Origin of the sequence: Pseudomonas sp. LFM046, assembly GCF_000949385.2 — a bacterium.
Classification (GTDB): Bacteria; Pseudomonadota; Gammaproteobacteria; order Pseudomonadales; family Pseudomonadaceae; genus Metapseudomonas.
On the sequence record NZ_JYKO02000001.1, the window covers coordinates 231,288 to 251,866 of the forward strand.

Annotated in this window: 18 protein-coding genes; 9 read left to right on the forward strand and 9 right to left on the reverse strand. The window is 65.5% G+C overall.

From position 1 onward, the window contains the following. Window positions 1-108 precede the first annotated feature (108 nt). Window positions 109-591, forward strand: coding sequence for a hypothetical protein (locus tag TQ98_RS01105; RefSeq protein WP_044871111.1), 483 nt, complete (start codon window positions 109-111; stop codon window positions 589-591). A gap of 92 nt (window positions 592-683) precedes the next feature. On the opposite strand, the gene TQ98_RS01110 is transcribed toward TQ98_RS01105, so the two are convergent. Beyond that, on the reverse strand, window positions 684-1,355 hold the full coding sequence (locus TQ98_RS01110) for a polysaccharide lyase family 7 protein (RefSeq protein WP_044871314.1): 672 nt from the start codon (window positions 1,353-1,355) through the stop codon (window positions 684-686). Window positions 1,356-1,892: 537 nt separating this feature from the next. Between TQ98_RS01110 and TQ98_RS01115 the strand changes: the two genes are divergently transcribed. The 3 genes from TQ98_RS01115 to TQ98_RS01125 all read left to right on the forward strand — a co-directional run bounded on the left by TQ98_RS01115 (window position 1,893) and on the right by TQ98_RS01125 (window position 4,189). Next, the gene (locus TQ98_RS01115; RefSeq protein ID WP_044871112.1) at window positions 1,893-2,381 is read left to right on the forward strand and encodes a M48 family metallopeptidase; all 489 of its coding nucleotides are present in this window, start codon (window positions 1,893-1,895) and stop codon (window positions 2,379-2,381) included. A gap of 106 nt (window positions 2,382-2,487) precedes the next feature. Next, window positions 2,488-3,243, forward strand: coding sequence for a transporter substrate-binding domain-containing protein (locus TQ98_RS01120; RefSeq protein WP_044871113.1), 756 nt, complete (start codon window positions 2,488-2,490; stop codon window positions 3,241-3,243). An 88-nt stretch (window positions 3,244-3,331) separates the two neighbouring features. Then, window positions 3,332-4,189 (forward strand): HDOD domain-containing protein, encoded by an 858-nt coding sequence (locus TQ98_RS01125; RefSeq protein ID WP_044871114.1) that lies wholly within the window; start codon window positions 3,332-3,334, stop codon window positions 4,187-4,189. 8 nt (window positions 4,190-4,197) lie between these two features. Here the strand turns inward: TQ98_RS01125 and TQ98_RS01130 are convergent, their stop codons facing one another. Next, window positions 4,198-4,431 (reverse strand): DUF1127 domain-containing protein, encoded by a 234-nt coding sequence (locus TQ98_RS01130; protein WP_044871115.1) that lies wholly within the window; start codon window positions 4,429-4,431, stop codon window positions 4,198-4,200. A gap of 187 nt (window positions 4,432-4,618) precedes the next feature. Here TQ98_RS01130 and TQ98_RS01135 point away from each other — a divergent pair, with 187 nt between their 5' ends. Together TQ98_RS01135 and TQ98_RS01140 are read left to right on the forward strand one after the other, a co-directional pair. After that, entirely contained in the window at window positions 4,619-6,046 is a 1,428-nt protein-coding gene (locus TQ98_RS01135; RefSeq protein ID WP_103102838.1) for a PLP-dependent aminotransferase family protein, read from the forward strand. A 154-nt stretch (window positions 6,047-6,200) separates the two neighbouring features. Continuing rightward, on the forward strand, window positions 6,201-6,680 hold the full coding sequence (locus tag TQ98_RS01140) for a transposase (protein ID WP_347337818.1): 480 nt from the start codon (window positions 6,201-6,203) through the stop codon (window positions 6,678-6,680). A 60-nt stretch (window positions 6,681-6,740) separates the two neighbouring features. Here the strand turns inward: TQ98_RS01140 and yccS are convergent, their stop codons facing one another. Continuing rightward, on the reverse strand, window positions 6,741-8,918 hold the full coding sequence (gene yccS, locus TQ98_RS01145; protein WP_044871118.1) for a YccS family putative transporter: 2,178 nt from the start codon (window positions 8,916-8,918) through the stop codon (window positions 6,741-6,743). 239 nt (window positions 8,919-9,157) lie between these two features. Between yccS and TQ98_RS01150 the strand changes: the two genes are divergently transcribed. Next, window positions 9,158-9,901 carry a transporter substrate-binding domain-containing protein gene (locus TQ98_RS01150; RefSeq protein WP_044871119.1) on the forward strand — a complete coding sequence of 248 codons (744 nt, stop codon included), beginning with the start codon at window positions 9,158-9,160 and terminating at the stop codon, window positions 9,899-9,901. A 37-nt stretch (window positions 9,902-9,938) separates the two neighbouring features. On the opposite strand, the gene dbpA is transcribed toward TQ98_RS01150, so the two are convergent. Further along, the gene (dbpA, locus tag TQ98_RS01155; protein WP_044871120.1) at window positions 9,939-11,318 is read right to left on the reverse strand and encodes an ATP-dependent RNA helicase DbpA; all 1,380 of its coding nucleotides are present in this window, start codon (window positions 11,316-11,318) and stop codon (window positions 9,939-9,941) included. Between the two features lie 60 nt (window positions 11,319-11,378). Then, on the reverse strand, window positions 11,379-12,794 hold the full coding sequence (mdtD, locus tag TQ98_RS01160) for a multidrug transporter subunit MdtD (RefSeq protein ID WP_044871121.1): 1,416 nt from the start codon (window positions 12,792-12,794) through the stop codon (window positions 11,379-11,381). Window positions 12,795-12,945: 151 nt separating this feature from the next. On the opposite strand from mdtD, the gene torT reads away from it, so the two are divergent. Further along, window positions 12,946-13,977, forward strand: coding sequence for a TMAO reductase system periplasmic protein TorT (gene torT / locus TQ98_RS01165; protein WP_044871122.1), 1,032 nt, complete (start codon window positions 12,946-12,948; stop codon window positions 13,975-13,977). Between the two features lie 112 nt (window positions 13,978-14,089). Here the strand turns inward: torT and betA are convergent, their stop codons facing one another. The 3 genes from betA to betI (TQ98_RS01180) form a co-directional block, all read right to left on the reverse strand. Beyond that, window positions 14,090-15,778, reverse strand: a complete 1,689-nt coding sequence (gene betA / locus TQ98_RS01170) for a choline dehydrogenase (protein ID WP_044871123.1) — start codon at window positions 15,776-15,778, stop codon at window positions 14,090-14,092. Window positions 15,779-15,879: 101 nt separating this feature from the next. Then, window positions 15,880-17,352, reverse strand: coding sequence for a betaine-aldehyde dehydrogenase (gene betB, locus TQ98_RS01175; RefSeq protein WP_103102839.1), 1,473 nt, complete (start codon window positions 17,350-17,352; stop codon window positions 15,880-15,882). 47 nt (window positions 17,353-17,399) lie between these two features. Beyond that, window positions 17,400-17,993: a transcriptional regulator BetI gene (gene betI, locus TQ98_RS01180; RefSeq protein ID WP_044871126.1), complete on the reverse strand. Its 594-nt coding sequence runs from the start codon at window positions 17,991-17,993 to the stop codon at window positions 17,400-17,402. A gap of 284 nt (window positions 17,994-18,277) precedes the next feature. On the opposite strand from betI (TQ98_RS01180), the gene TQ98_RS01185 reads away from it, so the two are divergent. Next, window positions 18,278-19,822 (forward strand): BCCT family transporter, encoded by a 1,545-nt coding sequence (locus TQ98_RS01185; protein WP_044871316.1) that lies wholly within the window; start codon window positions 18,278-18,280, stop codon window positions 19,820-19,822. A 98-nt stretch (window positions 19,823-19,920) separates the two neighbouring features. On the opposite strand, the gene betI (TQ98_RS01190) is transcribed toward TQ98_RS01185, so the two are convergent. Beyond that, the gene (gene betI / locus TQ98_RS01190) at window positions 19,921-20,529 is read right to left on the reverse strand and encodes a transcriptional regulator BetI (RefSeq protein ID WP_044871127.1); all 609 of its coding nucleotides are present in this window, start codon (window positions 20,527-20,529) and stop codon (window positions 19,921-19,923) included. Window positions 20,530-20,579 lie beyond the last annotated feature (50 nt).

Sequence of the window (20,579 nt, forward strand, 5' to 3'; positions counted from 1 at the left end):
GGCTTTTCTGCAGCCTGGCCCGCTTTCCGTCGCGCCCACTTATCGTCGCTCCAGTAGGCCGCTAATATCGCCGCCATCGTCACCCGACTGAGCCAGGAGAAATGCCGAGTGCGCAGGCAGATTGCGGTCATGTTGTTCATGTCGTTGCTTGCAGGCTGTGCCGCCAGGCCTCCTGTGGTGGACGTTCCCGCCCCGCCGCCCGAACCGGTATCCAGCGACCCTCAGCAATGCCAGGGGCGGACCGACTGCACCACCAAGACCTCGCGCACCCTGATGTTCGTCTTCGACTACGCCGAGGCGGGCGGCGCCCTGGTGCAACGCAAGGGCGTGTGGCTGTTCACCCCAACGGCCGCCAAGCCCTCCGGCTGGCCCTCCCTGAAGATCCGCCTGGCCGATCCGCCGACTGGCCGTTTCGAGTTCGCCAGCCAGTGCCCGGCGGGGGATTGCCGGATCAGCGAGGGGGATCTGCTGCGCGTGTACCGGAGCTATCTGGGTGGGGAGCCGTGTTCGTTGCTCGATCCGAAGGCATTGGCGCGTTGTTCTGAGCCGGCGGCCCTGTCCCCCAGCCCCCGCTCCGCGCCCCAGCCTTAGCGCTTCGCGCTAAGGCGCTCATCGGCACCGGAAGCGGTGCTTCCAAAGACGTGCCTCTTCGCCCCTGACGGCGAGGGGCGGGGGGAGGGAGATCAGGGCGCCCGATGCTCAATCTTCAGGCTATAGAAGGTCGCCGCCCCCGCCTCTGTCTCATACCCGGTGTTGTCCTGCGCATACACCCCTGCCTTGAAGTACAGCGACTTGGGCGCCCACGCCGTGGAGAGCTGCTGGCTCCACAGGGTGCCGTTGACCAATACGCTGAGCAGACCCTGGGGCGACACCTCGATCAGGTAGCTGAAGCGCTGGTTCAGGCGAATGCCGCTCAAGAGCGGGATCACGACGCTGGTCTCGACGTCGGGGGAGTTGCGTACCTTGGCCACGATGTTCCCGGTGCTGGTCGTGGTCTTGAACTGATACTCCAGCTTGATCAGCGGGTTCGTGCTGTTGAGGGCGTGGACCTGGCCGATCACCACCTTGCCGGTGGAGGGCACCTGGCTGACGGCGAGGTTGGCGCTGAGCAGGTTGTCGGCGCTGGGGTAGAGCCAGTTGCGCAGCTTGCCGTCGGCGTAGGTTTCGCGCAGTTCGCTGCGGGGGTAGACGGCGTTGGCGGTGGTGGTGCCGTTCACCGGTACCCAGAACGAGATGCCGGTGGTGGTGCTCTGGAAATAGTGGTCCTGATAGCCGCCCACCAGCAGCGGAGTGTCGATGGTGACCGCGGGCACGCCGACGGGGAGGGTGAGGTTCCAGGTGGAGAGGTCGATCATGACGGAGTCCTCGAAAGGAGCTTCCAGTCGGGCGCTGCGCATCCACGTCGCACTTCTGCAGGGACGGCGTTCCGGCCAATCGCGCACGAACTAAAAGTGAAGGTTGCTTGGTGGCAGTTGGCTGCCGTTTCGTCCGAAGGCGTTTTGGCCGTCTCGCGAGCGCTTTATACGAAGGCCTCAGCGGTCTTGTCAGTCACCGATCGTCGGCATGTTGACGTCAAAAATGTGTCGCAAATCGCATTGGCCAGCACTGCGCTATCGCTTTTGCCGAGGAGCTGGAAGTCGGCCGGATATGACCGGCCTTGATCGACAAGGAAATTTTTCCGGAGGCCGCGCCGGTTTTTTGGAGGCCTCTGACCCGGTGCCACTGCCGGGACCCTCCGTCAGCCGACGAAAGGATTTCACGAGAATCTGAACTGGGTCTCAAAGGCCCGTCCTAGAGGCGTTGCGCCAGCATGGTGGGTGGGTCAGGCCGGTGCTCGAAAAATCCCGGGCTCAGGTAGACTGTCGCCCCTTTCGAGTCCCGACTGCCTCGCCATGACCAGCCTCAAATACCTCCGCGGATACCCGGCCAGCCTTCAGGAACAGGTGGCGCGGATGATTGAGGCCGGCCGCCTGGGGGACTACCTGGAGCGCCGCTACCCGGGCCGCCACGAGGTGCAGAGCGACAAGGCCCTGTACAGCTACGCCATGGCCCTGAAGCAGGACCACCTGCGCAATGCCCCGGCGCCGGACAAGGTGCTCTACGACAACAAGCTCGATGTGGTGCACAAGGCCCTCGGCCTGAACACGGCGATCTCGCGGGTGCAGGGCGGCAAGCTCAAGGCGAAGAAGGAAATCCGCGTTGCCTCGTTGTTCAAGGACGCAGCGCCGGAGTTCCTGCAGATGATCCTGGTGCATGAGCTGGCGCACCTGAAGGAACGCGACCACACCAAGGCCTTTTATCAGCTCTGTGAGCACATGCTGCCCGGTTATCACCAGCTGGAGTTCGACCTGCGGGTGTACCTCACCTGGCGCGAGCTCTGAGCGAAGCACCGCTGGCGACGGCTGCCACCTGGGGCCTGCCCGCCGGCAATTCGGCGTGGTGGCCGGCTGCTAGGCTGAAGGAAGCAGTCGACTGAGGTCCGCGGGCATGGGTCCGATCTTCCGCACCCTCTGCGTCATGTTCTGGGTGCTGGGCGTCGTCCCCTTCGCCGGCGCCCGCGACTTGCTCGCCGTCGGCACCGAGTTTCCCGGCATCTATGTCCTGAATCCGAATGGTGAACCCAGCGGTCTGGGTGTTGACGTGATGCGCGCGATCGCCACCGAACTGGGCGATCAGGTGCGCTTCGAGAGCTACCCGTGGGCCCGGGCGCAGAAGCTGGTGGAAGAGGGGCGGGCCGATGTGCTGATCGGGCCGTACCGCACCGCCGCGCGGGAGCGCCGGTTCCAGTTCGCCGAGCCGGGTTTTTATCTCGATCGGGTGGTCTTCTATGCTCGCAGCGATTCCACGGTCAATTGGGATGGCAGCGTGGCCAGCCTGATGGGGCAACGCATTGCGATCATTCATGGCTGGATCTACGGCGAGCGTTTCGAGGCCATTCGCGACCAGCTCGACCTGCATGTCTCCCCCTCGGTGGAACTGGCTTTCAAGCTGCTGATGGCGGGGCGCGCCGACCTGGCGGCGAGCAACGAGCGGGATTCTCGCCCACGGATCGAAGAGCTGGGCCTCAACGGGAAGGTGCGCCTCCTCAAGCCGGATATCGATGCCCAGCCCGGCTATTTCGCGTTGCCCAAGGGTGAGTCCCACCGTCAGCTGCGGGACGATATCGGGCGGGTGCTGCGACAGATGCGTACCGATGGTCGGCTGGCGAAGCTCGCGAAGCCTTATGGTGTGGCCCTGCCCTGACAGCCCGTCCGAAGCTGCAACGGCGCTGGTGGCGGACGCGCAGGCCGTGGCTACAATGCCGGCACAAGCACTTTGGGGGAAAGCCGGATTGAGCGCAGTAGAGTCGGATTACTCGATTTACCGGAGGGTGGTCACCCAGCTTCTGAACGGCGAAGAGCAGTTGCCCAGCTTGCCGATGATTACCCTGGATATCCGCCGCGCCCTGGCCGATCCGAACGTCACTGTTGCGCGGCTGAAGCAGCTCATCAGCAAGGACCCCGCCCTCAGCGCCCTGCTGATGAAACACGCCTCCAGCATCATGTTCCGCTCTACCCAACCCCCCAAGACACTGGACGACGTGATCCGCGTCCTCGGTCTGGATGAGGTGGACCGCATCACCCTGGTGCACAGCCTGAAAAGCCTGTTCACCCTCCACAGCGCCGCCCACAAGCAGCTGTTCGTCGGCGTCTGGGGGCGCATGACCCGCCAGGCCGCCATCAGCGCCGTTCTGGCGCGGCCACTCGGAATCACGTCGCCGGACCATGCGCTGCTGGCCAGCCTGCTCTGCGATGTGGGCGAACTGGCCGTGCTCTCGGCCTTCAAGGACGCCAGCGAGGTGCCGACACCCGACGTCTTCGGACGGCTCTGCCGGGAGTACGGGCAGTCCCTGGGGGTGATCGTGTTGAAGAAGTGGGCGGTGGATGAGGTCTACATCGGCGTAGTGCGCAGCGCCAGGCTGTGGGACGCCGACAGCGATAGCCGGCTTGGGCTGATCGATCTGGTCAATCTCGGCCTCTACCACGCCTTGCGCCAGGACGGCCGTTTCGTTCAGTTACCCGCCATCGAAGGGCTGAGCGCCTACCGCAAGCTGACGCCGCCGCTCGATGCGCTGGACGCCAGCGGCGGCCTGGTCCTGGTATCCACCCACCAGGACGCCATTCAGCGCACCGCCAGCCTGTTGCACTAGCTTCAGGGTCAGACTTTCCAGAAAGGCTTGAGGGCCTCGTCCAGGGCCTGTTCGCGGGTCAGCCCGACGTCGCGAAGGGCGTGTGCATCCAGTTCCAGCAGGGCCCGGCGGGTGGTCAGGCGCAGCCAGAAGCGGTCCCAGCGGTTGCCTGGCAGCTTCGGTGCCAGGGATACAGGCGTGCGTTGATCCTGTTCCAGTTCCGTTGCGAGGAGAGTCAGGCGTACATCGCTCAGGCTGTTCATGGTTGCGTTCCTCAGGCCCTGTGGTGAGTCGGGGTGGAACCATGATGTCTGTCGGCTGAATCCCAATACAGATTCACGATCTGTATATTTTTTTCATACAGATTGCGTGATTTCCTATCTGAATCCTCCGTTTGGGAACCATCTGTACTGGTCCTGATAGGGAGCTGTTCCGATTCGGGAGACTGTCATGAAGCTCTACATCAAGCTGGCCGAGACCCTTGGCGAACGCATCGAGCAGGGCTACTACCGCCCGGGCGACCGCCTGCCCTCGGTGCGAGCCCTGAGCCTGGAGCACGGGGTGAGCCTGAGCACGGTGCAGCAGGCCTACCGCATCCTCGAAGACAACGGCATGGCCGAGCCCAGGCCGAAATCGGGCTACTTCGTCCCGCAGAAGCGCAAGACTCCGGCACTGCCAGCCGTGAGCCAGGCCCCGCAGCGGCCAGTGGATGTCTCCCAGTGGAACGACGTGCTCGACCTGGTCAAGCGCAGCGCCAAGGACAAGGTGGTGGAGCTCGGTCGAGGTGTGCCCGACATCACCAGCCCGAGCCTGAAACCGCTGTTGCGCAGCCTTGGTCGGATCAGTCGGCGTCTGGATGCCAGTTGCCTCAACTACGACAGCATCTACGGCACCGAGGCGCTGCGTGAGCAGATAGCGCGCTTGGCGTTGGATTCCGGCTGCCAGATTCCGGCCAGCGACATCGTCATCACCACCGGCTGCCACGAGGCACTGTCGGTGGCGATCCGCTCCACATGCGAGCCGGGGGATATCGTCGCGGTGGATTCGCCGAGCTTCCACGGCACCATGCAGCGGCTCAAGGGTTTCGGCATGAAGGCGCTGGAGTTGCCGACGGACCCGCTCAACGGCATCAGCCTGGAAGCGCTGGAAATGGCCTTGGAGCAGTGGCCCATCAAGCTGATCCAGATCACCCCCAGCTGCAACAACCCGCTCGGCTACATCATGCCGGAGGCTCGCAAGCGCGCCCTGCTGACCCTGGCCCAGCGCTACGACATACCGATCCTCGAAGACGACGTGTATGGCGATCTCGCCTACCAGTACCCGCGCCCGCGCACCATCAAGTCGTTCGACGAGGATGGCCGCGTCCTGCTCTGCAGCTCCTTCTCCAAGACCGTGGCGCCAGGCATCCGCGTCGGCTGGATCGCCCCGGGCCGCTACCTCGACCGGGTGTTGCACATGAAGTACATCTCCACCGGCGCCACCGCCACCCAGCCCCAGATCGCGCTGGCCGAGTTCATCGGCAATGGCCACTACGAACCGCACCTGCGGCGCATGCGCAGCCAGTACCAGCACAGCCGCGACCGGATGACCGACTGGGTGATGCGCTATTTCCCCGAAGGCACCCGCGTCAGCCGGCCGCAGGGCAGTTTCATGCTCTGGGTGGAACTGCCGGAGGATTTCGACACCCTGCGCCTGAACCGCGCCCTGCTGCCCAAGGGCGTACAGATCGCCGCCGGCAGCATCTTCTCCGCCTCTGGCAAGTACCGGAATTGCCTGCGGATGAACTATTCGTCCCAGCCCACCCCGGCCATCGAGGCAGCGGTGCGGACGGTGGGGGAGACGGTGAGGGAGTTGATGGGGGAGGCGAGCAACCTGTAGGGGCGAACTCATTCGCCATGGGCAGAATCGCTGCCCCCTCGGTCTTGCAGGGCAGACCTTCGGCCTGCTTGGCGAATGAATTCGCCCCTACAGCCGGATCAGCCGTTTCATCGCATTATCCAGCCCTGCATGTGCACGTCGCCCCTCTAGAGTCGTGGCCATCTACATCAAGAGGGCAATGGACATGCCGAGGGATGATCTCTTCAAGGGGCGGATTTCACGGGAAGGGCAGATCTATCACATCACCATGACTACTGATGAGCGGCGGCCCCTGTTCCGGGAATTCGAATGCGCCCGTATAGCCGTTGCCGAGCTTCGTCGATTGCATGAGCAGAACGTGGTCAATTCGCTGGCTTGGGTTTTGATGCCGGATCACTTGCATTGGCTGTTTCAGCTCAATGGGCCGATTGGATTGTCCACAGTGGTCAAGGTGTTCAAGGGGCGTTCGGCCCGACAGCTGGGTTTATGGATGGATACCGGGGGCGCCGTCTGGCAGCAGGGTTTCCGCGACCATGCGCTGCGCAGTGAGGAGGACATCCGCAAGGTCGCTCGTTACATCGTGGCTAATCCGTTGCGGGCGGGCTTGGTGGAGCGAATCGGTGATTACCCGTTCTGGGATGCGCAGTGGCTCTGATTTCTCTGTGGGGGCGAATGAATTCGCCCCCACAAGAGCCGGCCAGGTTCTGGCCGTCTGCTACGCCACCTTCCCCTCATTCAACAAGTGCGCCGCCAACGTCCTGAGCGGCCCCAACTGCCGGCAGATCAGGCCGAGCTCGGTCTGTACCAGTCGCGGGCGGTCGTCCATGTCTTCCGGCAGGTGCGCCAGGTCCCGGGCCAGGGCTTCTTCCTGGTCGCTGTGGATGCTCACGGCCTGCTTCTCGGTCAGGCCCCGGGCGATGTCGTCGAGGCTGCCGGCGATGCGCTCGGCGGCGTTCTCGATGGTCGCGGTCAGGGCTTCTCCCGGCGTCTCGCTGCGGTGGGCGCCGAGGGCGGAGAGGTAGCTCAGCAAGGTGTGGGAGAGCACCAGGAAGCGGAAGCCGATATCCGCCTCCTTACGGAAGTGGCCGGGCTCCATCAGCATGTTGGACAGGGTGGTGGACAGCGCCGCGTCAGCGTTGTGGGCGTTGCGCCGGGCCAGGCGGTAGGCCAGGTCGTCGCGCTTGCCGGCGGCGTACTGCTGCATGATCTGGCGCAGGTAGCGGCTGTTGCACGCCAGGGTGTTGGCCACCACTTGGTTGAGCCGGCGGCCCTGCCAGTCCGGGAGGATGAAGATCACCGCGAGGCCGGCGATCAGTGCGCCCAGCAGGGTGTCCACCAGGCGTGGCAGGAACAGGCCGTAGCTGTTGCCGATCTGGTTGAAGCAGAACAGCACCATCAGGGTGATGGCGGCAGTGGCGAGGGTGTAGCGGGTGGTGCGGGTGGCGAAGAACACCACGCCCGCCACCACGGCGAACACCGACTGCACCAGGGCGCTGGGGAACAGGTCGAACAATGCCCAGCCGAGCGCCAGGCCCAGCAGTGTGCCGGCGATCCGCTGTACCAGCTTGCGCCGGGTGGCGCCGAAGTTGGGCTGGCAGACGAATACCGTGGTGAGCAGGATCCAGTAGCCCTGCTGCGGGTGGATCAGGTGCAGCATCCCGTAGCCGGCGGCCAGCGCCAGGCCCATGCGCAGGGCGTGGCGGAATACCAGGGAGGTGGGCGTGAGGTTCTGCTTGAGGCGCTCCCAGACGTCCTTCAGGCCCTGGGGCGAACGGTCCAGCAGGCTGGCGTCCTGGGCTTCGGCAAGGGCGTCTGGGTTGCTGGAGTCGGTGAGCAGGCGGTCCAGGGTGGCGAGGTTGCGGGCCAGGGCGTTGAGGGAACGCAACAGGCCGCGCCAGGCCGGATTGCTCTGGATGCGCAGGTGCTCCAATGACTTGTTCAGGTCTTCCAGGGCCTGGGTGCCGTCCAGGTAGTCGAACGGCTGGCGCAGACGGATGGCGCGGCCCAGGGCCTGGCAGGCGCCGCCCTGCTGGCGCAGCAGGCGCTGGCAGCGGAACAGCACGTCGCTGTGGAAGAAGGCCTCCGACAGCTCGTTGTAGGGATGGTGCGAGGAGCTGGCGCGCTCGTGGATGTCCTGGGCCAGGAAGTAGAGCTTGAGGTAGCGGTTCACCTTGGGCCCCGGCCGGCCGTTGCCAACCCGGTGCAGGATGATCTCCTTGGCCGCGTTCAGTGCCGCCACCACCTGGCCGTTCTGCCGCGCCAGCTCCAGGCGACGGGCCTCCAGGTCGAGGTGGCGCACCGGTTCCAGCAGCGCGGATTTCAGCTTCAGGTACTTCCCCAGCTCGTTGAACAGCTTGGCCAGGCTCTGCTGCACGGGCTGGTGGGTGAACATCGCCTGCCAGAGCACCGACAGCAGCCCATACCAGGCGGCGCCAGCCACCAGCAGGGCGGGTTCCTGCCAGAGGTTGGTGAGCGCACCGTTGCGCTGGTCGACGCCGATCATGGTGTAGATGGAGAGGATCAGCGTCGCCGAGGCGATGCTGGCGTAACGCTCGCCGAGGGCGCCGAGCATGGTCAGGCCGAAGCTGGCGAGCGCCAGGGCACTGACGAATATCCAGGGATAGGGGAACAGCAGTTCCACCGAAAGCGAGGCGACGCTGAAGCAGCCGAGGGTCACCAGCAAGGCGGTGAGGCGACCCTGCCAACTGTCATCGGTTTCCGCCAGGGCGCTGGCGATGATGCCGAGGAAGAGCGGGATCAACAGGTCCATGCGGTCCTGCTGCCAGCACAGCGCCATGCTCCCGGTCAGGGCGACGAAGACGCGCAGGCTGTAGCTGAACTTGTCCAGCGCCCAGAGGCGGCGCAGCGTTTGAACGAATGGGGTCGAGGGCATAGGGGCCTTGTGGGCGAATGTCCGGGTACGGCTGTGCTGCCGGCTACAGCCTAAGTGTTGCGACGGGCCCTGTCAGCCGCCTTGTCGCATTCGATTCCTTGGTCTGTCGTGGAGCGGTGGGAGTCACATCGGTACAGGGAAAAATCGGTACGAGTGTGCTGATTTCCTGCTGGTGGCTGTCGGGGATTTCGTGCAGGCTTGCGCAAATGCTGGCCAGACCAATTCTCGGATGCCCCCGGATGAGAAGACGCTGTGGTTTTGCCCTGTTCGCCCTTCTGCTCGCGTTGTCGAGCGCCAATGCCGAAACACTGCGCATGGCCGCCGATGTCTGGCCACCCTTCACCGATGCCAGGTTGCCGGGCAATGGCCTGGCCTCTGAACTGGTGAGCGCTGCCCTGAAGCGTGCCGGGCATCGCGCCGAGTACGTCGAGGTGCCCTGGGCTCGCGCGTTGCGTGGCCTTCAGATGGGGGATTACGACCTGATCGTCAACGCCTGGTACAGCGATGAGCGCGCCGGGTACGGCCTGTTTTCCAAACCCTATCTGACCAACCGCATCCTCTTCCTCAAGCGCAAGGGCAGTGCCGTCGATTTCCAGTCCCCGGATGATCTCAAGCGCTACAGCATTGCCGTGGTCCGGGGCTACAGCTATCAGCCGAGCTTCGACAACGACACCCGCCTGCACAAAGTCCCGGTGATGGGCTTCCAGATGGGCGCGCGGATGCTCGCCGCCGGGCGTGTCGAGCTGACTCTGGAAGACGAGCTGGTGGCGCGTTTTTATCTGGGACGCGAGCTGTCAGGCATTCGCGACCAGCTGGAATTCCTGCCCCGACCGCTTTCCGAGAATGGCCTGCACATCCTGGTACGCCGCAGCCATCCACGGCATCAGCAGCTGGTGGAGGACTTCGACCGTGCCATGCAGTCCATGCGTGAGGACGGCACCTATCAGGCCATCTTTGCCCGTCACGGGCTGCCCGCGCCCTGACGTCCGGTCAGCAGCGCGGGCCTGACCAGGCTTCGGGTCAGAGGACGCGAACCTTGTAGGCCCGCCCTTTGATCCGGCCTTCGCTGAGGCGCTTGAGCGCCTGCTTGGCGATGCCGCGTTCCACGGCGACGAAGGCCTGGAAGTCGAAGATGGCGATCTTGCCCACCTGGCTACCGGGAATCCCGGCTTCGCCGGTGAGGGCGCCGAGGATGTCGCCGGGGCGCAGTTTCTCCTTGCGCCCGCCGTTGATGCACAACGTGGCCATCGGGGGCAGCAGCGGTTCGCGATTCTTCACGACCAGTTCGTCCAGGCGCTGCCAGTTCAGCGGGGCCTGCTGCAGGTCCTCGATGGCCTGGGCGCGGTTGGCTTCCGCCGGCGCCACCAGGCTCAGGGCCAGGCCCTTCTCGCCGGCACGGCCGCTGCGTCCGACGCGATGGATATGCACTTCGGGGTCGCGGGACAGCTCGACGTTGATCACCGCTTCCAGCCCGGCAATGTCCAGGCCGCGCGCCGCCACGTCGGTGGCCACCAGCACGCTGCAGCTCTGGTTGGCGAAGAGGGTCAGCACCTGGTCGCGTTCGCGCTGCTCCAGGTCGCCGTGCAGGGACTGCGCGGAAATGCCGTTGCCACGCAGGTGTTCTTCCAGTTCCTGGCACTGCTGGCGGGTGTGGCAGAAGGCGACGCAGGATTGCGGGCGGTTGCTTTGCAACAGGCGCAGTACGGCATCCATGCGCTGGCGCGGGTCGATCTCGTAGAAGCGCTGTTCGATCTGGCTGTCGTCATGCAGCGCTTCCACCTTCACCTGCTGCGGCTCGCGCATGAAGGTCTTGGCCAGTTGGGCGATGCCCGCCGGGTAGGTGGCGGAGAACAGCAGCGTCTGCCGGCGCGACGGGAGCTGGCCGATGATGTCGGCGATGCTGTCGTAGAAGCCCATGTCGAGCATGCGGTCGGCTTCGTCCAGCACCAGGGTGTTGAGGCCGTCCAGCACCAGCGTGCCCTTGCGCAGGTGTTCCTGCACGCGGCCCGGGGTGCCGACGATGACATGGGCGCCGTGCTCCAGGGAGCCCACCTGGGGCCCGAACGGCACGCCACCGCAAAGGGTCAGCACCTTGATGTTGCCGTGACCACGGGCCAGGCGGCGGATTTCCTTGGCTACCTGGTCGGCCAGCTCGCGGGTGGGGCAGAGCACCAGGGCCTGGCAACCAAAGAAGCGCGGGTTCAGCGGCTCCAGCAGGCCGATGCCGAAGGCGGCGGTCTTGCCGCTGCCGGTCTTGGCCTGGGCGATCAGGTCCCGGCCCTTGAGGATCAGCGGCAGGGCCTGGGCCTGGATCGGGGTCATGTCGCGGTAGCCCAGGGTCTCCAGATTGGTCAGGGTGGCCTCGGAGAGGGGCAGCGAAGAAAAGGCGGTGGTGGTCACGGGACAGGCCTGAAAGTCGAAATGGCGCGCAGTTTAGCAGGCCGGCGCGTGCCACCCCGGTCACTCGTCGATATCGCGGCTCACCCGGCGTGCGGCACGGCCGCTGTCGCGCGGCAGCTGGAAGAAGATCGTCGCGGCCAGCAGCGTCAGCACGCCGACACACAGGTAGGTGCCCTGGAAGGCCGCCAGCGTGCTCGACGTGTCCGGTTTGCCGAACCCGCCGAGCAGCGCTGCCGCCACTGCCACGCCGAGGCTCATGGAAAGCTGCATCACCACCGACAGCAGGCTGTTGCCGCTGCTGGCCTGGTGATCGTCCAGGTCCAGCAGGGTGACGGTGTTCATCGCCGTGAACTGCATGGAGTTCACCGCGCCCAGCGCGCCCAGGTGCAGGAGCAGCAGTGGGTAGGGGGTGTCGGCGTCGATCAGCGACAGGCTGGCGATCATCCCGCCCAACAGCATCGTGTTGCCCAGCAACAGACGACGGTAGCCAAGGCGGTCCAGCAGGGGCTTGGCCAGCGGCTTGGCGAGCATGGCGGCGAGCGCCAGGGGGATCAGGGTCATGCCCGCCTGCGCTGGCGGAAAACCGAGGGCGACCTGCAGCAGCAGGGGCGTGAGGAAGGGCAGGGCACTGCTGCCCAGGCGCGAGAACAGGTTGCCGAGAATGCCTGCGGCGAAGGTGCGGGTGCGGAACAGCGAGGGGGCGAACAGCGGCTTTTCCACCTGCACCGCGTGCAGCCAGTAGGCGGCGAGGCAGGCCAGGCCGCCAAGCAACAGCAGCATCACGCGTACATGGGGCAGGTGCAGTTCGCCGAGACCTTCCAGGGCGATGGTGATCAGCACCATTGCCGTGCCGAACAGCAGGAATCCGACGACGTCCAGGCGCACCGACCCGCTGCCGCGCAGGTCCGGCATGAAGCGCCACGCGGCCAGTCCGCCCAGCACGCCCACCGGCAGGTTGATCAGGAAGATCCAGTGCCAGCTGACGTATTCCACCAGCCAGCCGCCCAGGGTCGGGCCGATCAACGGACCGAGCAGGCCGGGCAGGGTGATGAAACTCATGATCCGCACCAGCTCCGAGCGCGGGTAGGCGCGCAGTACCACCAGGCGCCCCACCGGCATCATCAGCGCGCCGCCAAGGCCTTGCAGCACCCGCGCGCCCACCAGTTGCGGCAGTGTCGAAGACAGGGCGCAGACCAGTGAACCGAGGCTGAACAGCAGCACTGCGCCGAAGAACACCCGGCGGGTGCCGAAACGGTCGGAAAGCCAGCCGGAGGCGGGGATGAGCAGGGCCACGGTGAGCAGGTAGGCGATGACCACCGATTGCATGCGCAGCGGGTCTTCCGCCAGGTCGTGGGCCATGGCCGGCAGGGCGGTGTTGAGGATGGTGGCGTCGAGGGCCTGCATGAAGAACGCCACCGCCACCAACCAGGGCAGCAGGCGCGCGGTGCGGGCATCGAGCTGGGCGGGTTCGGCCATGGGAATCCTTGCGTGGGCGACCTCGCGCACTTTAGGCGGGCGCCGGCTGCCTCGCCAGCGCAATCGATCGTCCAGAGCGCGCTGGTGTTCGGCTGCTAGCCTTGCCACTATCCCACTCTCACCTACGGCTGCCATGGACAGGACTGTACCCATGCGGACGCTTTGCGCCCTTTTGTCGAGCTGGCTGATCGCCTTCCCCTGCCTGGCGGCGGAGTGGTTTCCGCTGCAGGTGGAGATGGATGGCCGCAAGGCCGATTACCAGCCCCTCGACCGCGCCAGCAAGCCCTGGCGCATCTGCGCGCTGTTGCCCCATGGCATGGACCGCTACTGGTGGGGTGTGGCCTGGGGGCTGTATGAGGAGGCGCAGCGCCAGGGCGTGCAGCTCGGGATATACGAAGCCGGCGGCTACCAATACCCGGACATGCAGCGGGCGCAATTGACCCGCTGCGGACAGCTCGCCGCGGACGCCTATGTGATCGCCGCCATCAAAGCCAAGGGGCTGTGCGACGAGATCGCCCTGCTCAAGCGCGACAAAGTGCCGGTGATCGATCTGGTCAACGGCATCGACTGCCCCGGCGTCACCGCACGCTCACGGGTGGATTTCGCCGGCATGGTGCGAGCGGCCATTGGTTATATCCGCACCCACAGCAAAGGCCGTCCTGTGCGCGTGGGCTGGCTGCCAGGCCCCAAGGACGCCGGATGGGTGCAGGCTGCCGAACGCAGTATGGCCGAGGTGACCGCTGGCACTAATGTGACCCTGAGATCGGCGGGCTATGGCCCTGTGGACCGCTCTACCCAGGCGGTGCTGGTGCGCCAGTTGCTGGCCCGCGAGCCGCAGCTCGACTACATCCTCGGCAATGCCGAAGCGGCCGCCTTCGCCGCCCAGCTGGTGCGTGCCCGTGGCAGCCACTACAAGGCCCAGGTGGTGTCGTTCTACGCCACCGAGCGGGTGCTGGAGGCCATTGGCGACGGCACCATCCTGGCCGCGCCCACCGATTCTCCGGTGATTCAGGCGCGGGTCGCGGTGGATCTGGCGGTGCGAGCTCTGGAAGGCAAGCCGATCGCGACGCTGGTCAGCCCGGAGATCGAGGTGATCGACCAGTCAAATCTCAAGGGTTTCGACATCAGCCGTCTGATGCCGCCCAGCGGGCACTGGATGATCCGGCAGGAGTTGCCGGAGTGACTGGACGGGGGCGAATTCATTCGCCCCTACAGGCCCAGCACCGAACCTCTCCGCAAAACAAAACGGCCCCTGGCGCGTCACGCCAGGGGCCGTTTCATTCAGCAGGTCAGCCTTACACTTTGCGTACCGGCGTGCCACGCACCGGCTTCTCTCCGGCCACGTAGTAGCTGGCGGTGCTGCGCGGCAGGGGCTTACGGTTGCGGATCTTATCGGCGATCTTCTCGGCGATCATGATGGTGGTCGCGTTGAGGTTGCCGGTGATGATCTCCGGCATGATCGACGCGTCCACCACCCGCAGGCCTTCCATGCCGTGCACGCGGCCCTGGCCGTCGACCACGGCCATGTCGTCGGTGCCCATCTTGCAGGAGCAGGACGGGTGGAAGGCGGTTTCGGCGTGATTGCGGATGAAATCATCCAGCTCGGCGTCGCTCTGGCGGTTCGCGCCCGGGCTCAGCTCACGGCCACGGTACGGGTCCAGCGCCGGCTGGGCCATGATCTCGCGGGTGAGGCGGATGCCGTCGCGGAATTCCTGCCAGTCCTGTTCGTGGGACATGTAGTTGAACAGGATGCTCGGGTGCTGGCGCGGGTCCTTCGACTTCAGGTGGATGCGGCCGCGGCTCGGCGAGCGCATGGAACCCATGTGGGCCTGGAAGCCATGCTCCTGCACGCCCTTGCTGCCGTTGTAGTTGATCGCCACGGGCAGGAAGTGGAACTGGATGTTCGGCCAGGCGAATTCCGGCCGGGTACGGATGAAGCCGCCGGCCTCGAACTGGTTGCTGGCGCCCAGGCCCGTGCCGAGGAACATCCATTCGGCGCCGATGGCCGGCTGGTTCCACCATTTGGTGGCCGGGTAGATGGAAACCGGTTCCTTGCAGGCGTACTGCAGGTAGAGCTCCAGGTGGTCCTGCAGGTTGGCGCCGACGCCCGGCAGGTCGTGTACGACCGGCACGTCGAGGTCGCGCAGCAGGGACGCCGGGCCCACGCCAGAGCGCTGCAGCAGCTGCGGCGAGGCGATGGCGCCGCTGCACACCAGCACTTCGCGACGGGCATGGGCGGTGATCAGGTTGTCGCTGTTGCCCTTGAGGTAGGCGACGCCGATGGCGCGCTTGCCGCTGAACAGGATGCGGTCGCTCAGGGCGTGGGTGACGATGGTCAGGTTCGGGCGGTTGCGCGCCTGGTCCAGGTAACCGCGGCCGGTGGCGGCACGGCGGCCTTCCGGGGTCACGGTGCGGTCCATGGGACCGAAGCCTTCCTGCTGGTAGCCGTTGAGGTCTTCGGTGCGCGGGTAACCGGCCTGCACGCCGGCCTCGACCATGGCGTGGAACAGCGGGTTGTTGCCGGCCTTGGGCGTGGTCACGCTCACCGGGCCATCGCCGCCGTGGAAATCGTTCGGGCCGATGTCGCGGGTTTCAGCCTTGCGGAAGTAAGGCAGGCAGTCCAGGTAGGTCCAGTCTTCCAGGCCCGGGAGCTTGGCCCAGTGGTCGAAGTCCAGGGCGTTGCCGCGGATGTAGCACATGCCGTTGATCAGCGAGGAGCCGCCCAGGCCCTTGCCACGGCCGCACTCCATGCGGCGGTTGTTCATGTAGGGCTCCGGATCGGTCTCGTAGGCCCAGTTGTAGCGGCGGCCCTGCAGCGGGAAGGCGAGGGCGGCGGGCATCTGGGTACGGAAGTCCAGGCGATAGTCCGGGCCGCCGGCTTCCAGCAGCAGGACGCTGACATCGGCGTCTTCGGTCAGGCGGGTGGCCAGCACGTTACCGGCGGAGCCGGCGCCGACGATGATGTAATCGAATTCTTGGGACATTTGACTTACCTGCTAGATAACCCGGAGCAGCCTCCGGGGCACGGCATCTTTTTCTCGGGTGCGGCCCGGGATGTCCCGGGCCGCCGGGGTGCTTTCGCCGATCAGAACACCGAGTAGTAGTCGCCCATCTCGACCTGGACGGACTTGATGCGGGTGTAGTGGGCCAGGGTGGTCAGGCCGTTCTCGCGGCCGACGCCGGACTGCTTGTAGCCACCCACCGGCATTTCGGCGGGGGACTCGCCCCAGGTGTTGATCCAGCAGATGCCGGCTTCCAGCTTGTGGATCACGCGGTGGGCGCGGGCCAGGTCTCGGGTGACCACGCCGGCGGCCAGGCCGTACTCGGTGTCGTTGGCGCGGCGAATCACTTCTTCCTCGGTGTCGTAGACCAGGATGCTCATCACCGGGCCGAAGATTTCCTCGCGGACGATGGTCATGTCATCGGTGCAGTCGCTGAACACGGTGGCGGCCACATAAGCGCCCTTGGCGAATTCGCCGTCGGTGACGCGCTCGCCGCCGATCAGCAGGCGCGCGCCTTCCTTGCGGCCGGCCTCGATGTAGCCCAGCACGCTTTCCATGTGGGCGAAGCTGGTCAGCGGGCCGAAGTTGGTGTTGGCGTCTTCCGGGTTGCCCAGGCGGATGCGCTTGACGCGCTCGATCACCTTGGCCTCGAAGCGGGCCTGCAGGGCGCGCGGCACGAATACGCGGGTGCCGTTGGTGCAGACCTGGCCGGAGCTGAAGAAGTTGGCCATCACGGCGATGTCGGCAGCGCGGTCGAGGTCGGCGTCTTCGAAGATGATCAGCGGCGACTTGCCGCCCAGTTCCATGGTCACTTCCTTCAGCGAGGAGCTGGAGGCGCTGGCCATCACCTTCTTGCCGGTGGAGGTGCCGCCGGTGAAGGAAATCTTCTCGATCAGCGGGTGCTCGGTCAGCCACTGGCCGACTTCACGGCCGCTGCCGGTGAGAACGTTGAACACGCCGTCCGGCACGCCGGCTTCGGTGTAGATCTCGGCCAGTTTCAGGGCGGTCAGCGGGGTGACTTCGCTGGGCTTGAAGATCATGGCGTTGCCGGCGGCCAGGGCCGGGGCGGACTTCCACATGGCGATCTGCACCGGGTAGTTCCAGGCGCCGATGCCGGCGACCACGCCCAGCGGCTCGCGGCGGGTGTAGACGAAGCTGGTTTCGCGCAGCGGGATCTGCTCGCCTTCGATGGCGGGGATCAGGCCGGCGTAGTACTCGATCACGTCGGCGCCGGTGACGATGTCCACAGCCTTGGTTTCGGCCAGCGGCTTGCCGGTGTCCAGGGTTTCCAGCTCGGCCAGTTCGTCGTTGCGCTCGCGCAGGATGTCCACGGCGCGACGCAGGATGCGCGAGCGCTGCATGGCGGTCATGGCGGCCCAGACTTTCTGGCCTTCGACGGCGCTGGCGACGGCGCGCTCGACGTCATCCTTGCTGGCGCGCTGGACCTTGGCCAGGACTTCACCATTGGCCGGGTTGACGGTCTCGAAGCTGGCGCCGCTGGTGGAGTCGACGTAGCGGCCGCCAATGTAGAGCTTCTGTTCTTCGAATCGGGCCATGGTGGCTGTCCTCTCTAGGTCTTGTGTTCGCAAGGCTGCCGGGCGGTTCACGCCGCCTGCTTGGCCAGTTGTTGATCAAGGAATTCGTAGGCAAGCCGGCGGGCCTGCTCGGTGTCGAAGGCTTCGCCGGACAGGGCGCCGCGCAGCCAGAGGCCGTCGATCAGGGCGGCCAGGCCACGGGCGGCGGCACGGGCGCTTCGTGCATCGAGCTCGCGGCGGAATTGCCAGCAGAGGTTCGAGTAGAGGCGCAGGTCGTTGATGCGCTGCAAACGGCGCAGGGACGGCTGATGCATGCTGCTGGCCCAGAACGCCAGCCAGGTCTTCATGGCCGGGCCATTGACCTGGGTCTCGTCGAAGTTGCCGTCGATGATGGAGCGGATGTAGCCCCGCGCGCTGTCGTCGCGCATGGTCTCGCGGCGCTTGCGCACCGCGTCCTGCAGATCGTTCATGAGGAAGCGCATGGTGGCTTCCAGCAGGCCGTTCTTGTCCTGGAAGTAGTGGCTGATGATGCCGTTGGAAACCCCGGCGAGCCGCGCAATGTAGGAAATGCTGGCGTCGCCCATGCCGACCTGGTCCACCGCCTCGAGGGTGGCGTGGATCAGTTGGGTGCGGCGCAGGGGCTGCATTCCGACTTTGGGCATGGGGTTTCCTCCTTCTCCGGGACCATTCCCGACGAGTTGAAATCCAGCCTACTTTATTTTGATTGATCGTTCAAACAACAAAGAATACGATGCGCACCATGGAACGGGATGCGGCAGTTCGCCGCACCTGATTTCAGGCCTTCGGCCAGCGATTGCCACCCGTCGCCGGCTGCGGGCGCGGGTCTGTCGTTGCGCCCATGAGGCGCCTGCTTTCACTGCCCTGGATAGTCCAAATGAGTAAAGCTCCAACAACAAACCACGGGAAGGTGCGCCTGAATCCGATCGTGTTCTTCGGATCCACCGCACTCATCATGCTTCTCACGGTTGCCTTGATTGCGTTCCCGGAAGAAGCCGGCAGCGTGCTCGGCTCGGCCCAGGCCTGGCTGTCGCGCAGTTTCGGCTGGTACTACATGCTGGCCATCGGCGCGTACCTGTTCTTCGTCCTCTACGTCGCCTTCTCCCGCTACGGCCACCTGCGCCTCGGTGCCGACGACAGCAAACCGGATTTCAGCTACGGCGCGTGGGCCGGCATGCTGTTCTCCTCGGGCATCGGTATTTCGCTGCTGTACTTCGCGGCGTCCGAACCCATCGACCACCTCTACAACCCGCCGGAAGGCGAGCCCGGTAGCCAGTTCGCCGCGCGTCAGGCGCTGCAACTGACCTTCCTCCACTGGGGCGTCCATGGCTGGGCCATCTATGCGCTGGTGGGGCTGGCGGTCGGCTATTTCGCCTATCGCCACAACAAGCCGCTGGCGCTGCGTTCGGCGCTCTATCCGCTGTTCGGCGAGCGCCTGATGAAAGGCTCGGTGGGCAACGCGGTGGACTGCTTCGGCATCTTCGTGACCCTGCTGGGCCTGGTGACCAACCTCGGTATCGGCTCGCTGCAGGTGTCTTCCGGCCTGGAGTACCTGTTCGGCCTGCCCCACAGCCAGGGCGCGCTGCTGGCGGTGATCCTGGTGATGAGCGCCGTGGCCACCCTGGCTGCGGTGTCCGGTATCGAGAAGGGCATCCGCCGCCTGTCCAACCTGAACATCATCCTGTTCAGCGGCCTGCTGGTATTCGTGCTGCTGGCCGGCCAGACGCTGCACCTGCTCAACGGCTTTGTGCAGAACCTGGGCGATTACCTCAACGGCCTGGTGCTGAAGACCTTCGACCTCTACGTCTACACCGGCGAGTCCGGCAAGAGCGAAGAGTGGATGGGCCTGTGGACCCTGTTCTACTGGGCTTGGTGGATCTCCTGGGCGCCCTTCGTCGGCATGTTCGTCGCGCGTATCTCCCGTGGCCGTACCGTGCGCGAACTGGTCAGCGGCGTGCTGCTGATCCCGCTGGGCTTCACCCTGGCCTGGCTGTCGGTGTTCGGTAACAGCGCCATCGACCTGGTGATGAACCAGAACGCGGCGGACCTGGGCAAGGCGGCGCTGGAGCAGCCGGCCATGTCCATCTACCTGCTGCTGGAGCACTACCCCTGGGCCAAGGCAGTGATCGGCCTTTCCATCTGCGTGGGCTTCGTGCTGTTCCTCACCCCGGCGGACTCCGGTTCGGTGATGCTGGCCAACCTGTCCCGCGAAGAAGGCGACCTGGACGAAGACGCGCCCAACTGGCTGCGCATCTTCTGGTCCGTGGTGGTGACCCTGGCCACCATCGGGCTGCTGTTTGCCGGCAACTTCACCGCCATGCAGACTGTGGTGGTGCTGGCGGGCCTGCCGTTCTCGGTGGTGCTGCTGCTCTACATGTTCGCCCTGCTCAAGCAGATGAAGGCGGATGTGGCGGCAATGGAGCATGCGCCGAAGCACCCGAACGTCGTCCAGTTGCAAGGCGAAGCGGCCTGATCGGCCAATCGCCAGGAATGAAAAAGCCCGGTCTCAGGACCGGGCTTTTTTATGGGTGGCGGCTTCGCATTTTCCTGTAGGGGCGAATGAATTTGCCCCTACACCAGCGCCTCTCCGACCTCGGCTTTTGCGAGCTGCTGATCCAGGTAGTCGTAGGCAATCTGCAGCGCCTGTTCGATGTTGAAGGCATCACCCGACAGGGCGCCACGCAGCCAGAGGCCATCGATCAGCGCGGCCAGGCCGCGGGCGGCGGAGCGAGCCTGGTCCAGGGGCAGGGCGCGGCGCAGTTCGCAGCAGAGGTTGGAATACAGTCGGTGGTCGTTGATCCGCTGCAGCCGGCGCAGGGAAGGCTGATGCATGCTGGCCGCCCAGAACGCCAGCCAGGTCTTCATGGCAGGGCCGCTGACTTGGCTGTCGTCGAAGTTGCCGGCGACGATGGCCCGCAGGTGGGCGCGCGGGGTGTCCTCGCGCAGGGCGGAGCGGCGCTGGCGCACGGCGGAGCTGAGTGCGCCCATCAGGTGACGCATGGTGGCTTCCAGCAGGCCGTTCTTGTCCTGGAAGTAATGGCTGATGATGCCGTTGGAGACGCCGGCGATGCGGGCGATGTAGGCAATGCTGGCATCGCCGAGGCCCACCTGGTCGACGGCTTCGAGGGTGGCCTGGATCAACTGCGAGCGGCGGATCGGCTGCATTCCGACCTTGGGCATCAGATATTTCCACCATCTTGTGTGGGATTCGGGAGCGCGCAGTCTAGGGG

Bases quoted from the DNA above. Each gene is read 5' to 3' on its own strand.
- torT (WP_044871122.1), top strand. From the start codon at position 12,946: ATGCGGACGCTTTGCGCCCTTTTGTCGAGCTGGCTGATCGCCTTCCCC.
- TQ98_RS01120 (WP_044871113.1), top strand. From the start codon at position 2,488: ATGGGTCCGATCTTCCGCACCCTCTGCGTCATGTTCTGGGTGCTGGGC.
- yccS (WP_044871118.1), bottom strand. From the start codon at position 8,918: ATGCCCTCGACCCCATTCGTTCAAACGCTGCGCCGCCTCTGGGCGCTG.
- TQ98_RS01130 (WP_044871115.1), bottom strand. From the start codon at position 4,431: ATGAACAGCCTGAGCGATGTACGCCTGACTCTCCTCGCAACGGAACTG.
- betB (WP_103102839.1), bottom strand. From the start codon at position 17,352: ATGGCCCGATTCGAAGAACAGAAGCTCTACATTGGCGGCCGCTACGTC.
- betI (WP_044871126.1), bottom strand. From the start codon at position 17,993: ATGCCCAAAGTCGGAATGCAGCCCCTGCGCCGCACCCAACTGATCCAC.
- betI (WP_044871127.1), bottom strand. From the start codon at position 20,529: ATGCCCAAGGTCGGAATGCAGCCGATCCGCCGCTCGCAGTTGATCCAG.
- betA (WP_044871123.1), bottom strand. From the start codon at position 15,778: ATGTCCCAAGAATTCGATTACATCATCGTCGGCGCCGGCTCCGCCGGT.
- TQ98_RS01115 (WP_044871112.1), top strand. From the start codon at position 1,893: ATGACCAGCCTCAAATACCTCCGCGGATACCCGGCCAGCCTTCAGGAA.
- TQ98_RS01135 (WP_103102838.1), top strand. From the start codon at position 4,619: ATGAAGCTCTACATCAAGCTGGCCGAGACCCTTGGCGAACGCATCGAG.
- mdtD (WP_044871121.1), bottom strand. From the start codon at position 12,794: ATGGCCGAACCCGCCCAGCTCGATGCCCGCACCGCGCGCCTGCTGCCC.
- TQ98_RS01110 (WP_044871314.1), bottom strand. From the start codon at position 1,355: ATGATCGACCTCTCCACCTGGAACCTCACCCTCCCCGTCGGCGTGCCC.
- TQ98_RS01150 (WP_044871119.1), top strand. From the start codon at position 9,158: ATGAGAAGACGCTGTGGTTTTGCCCTGTTCGCCCTTCTGCTCGCGTTG.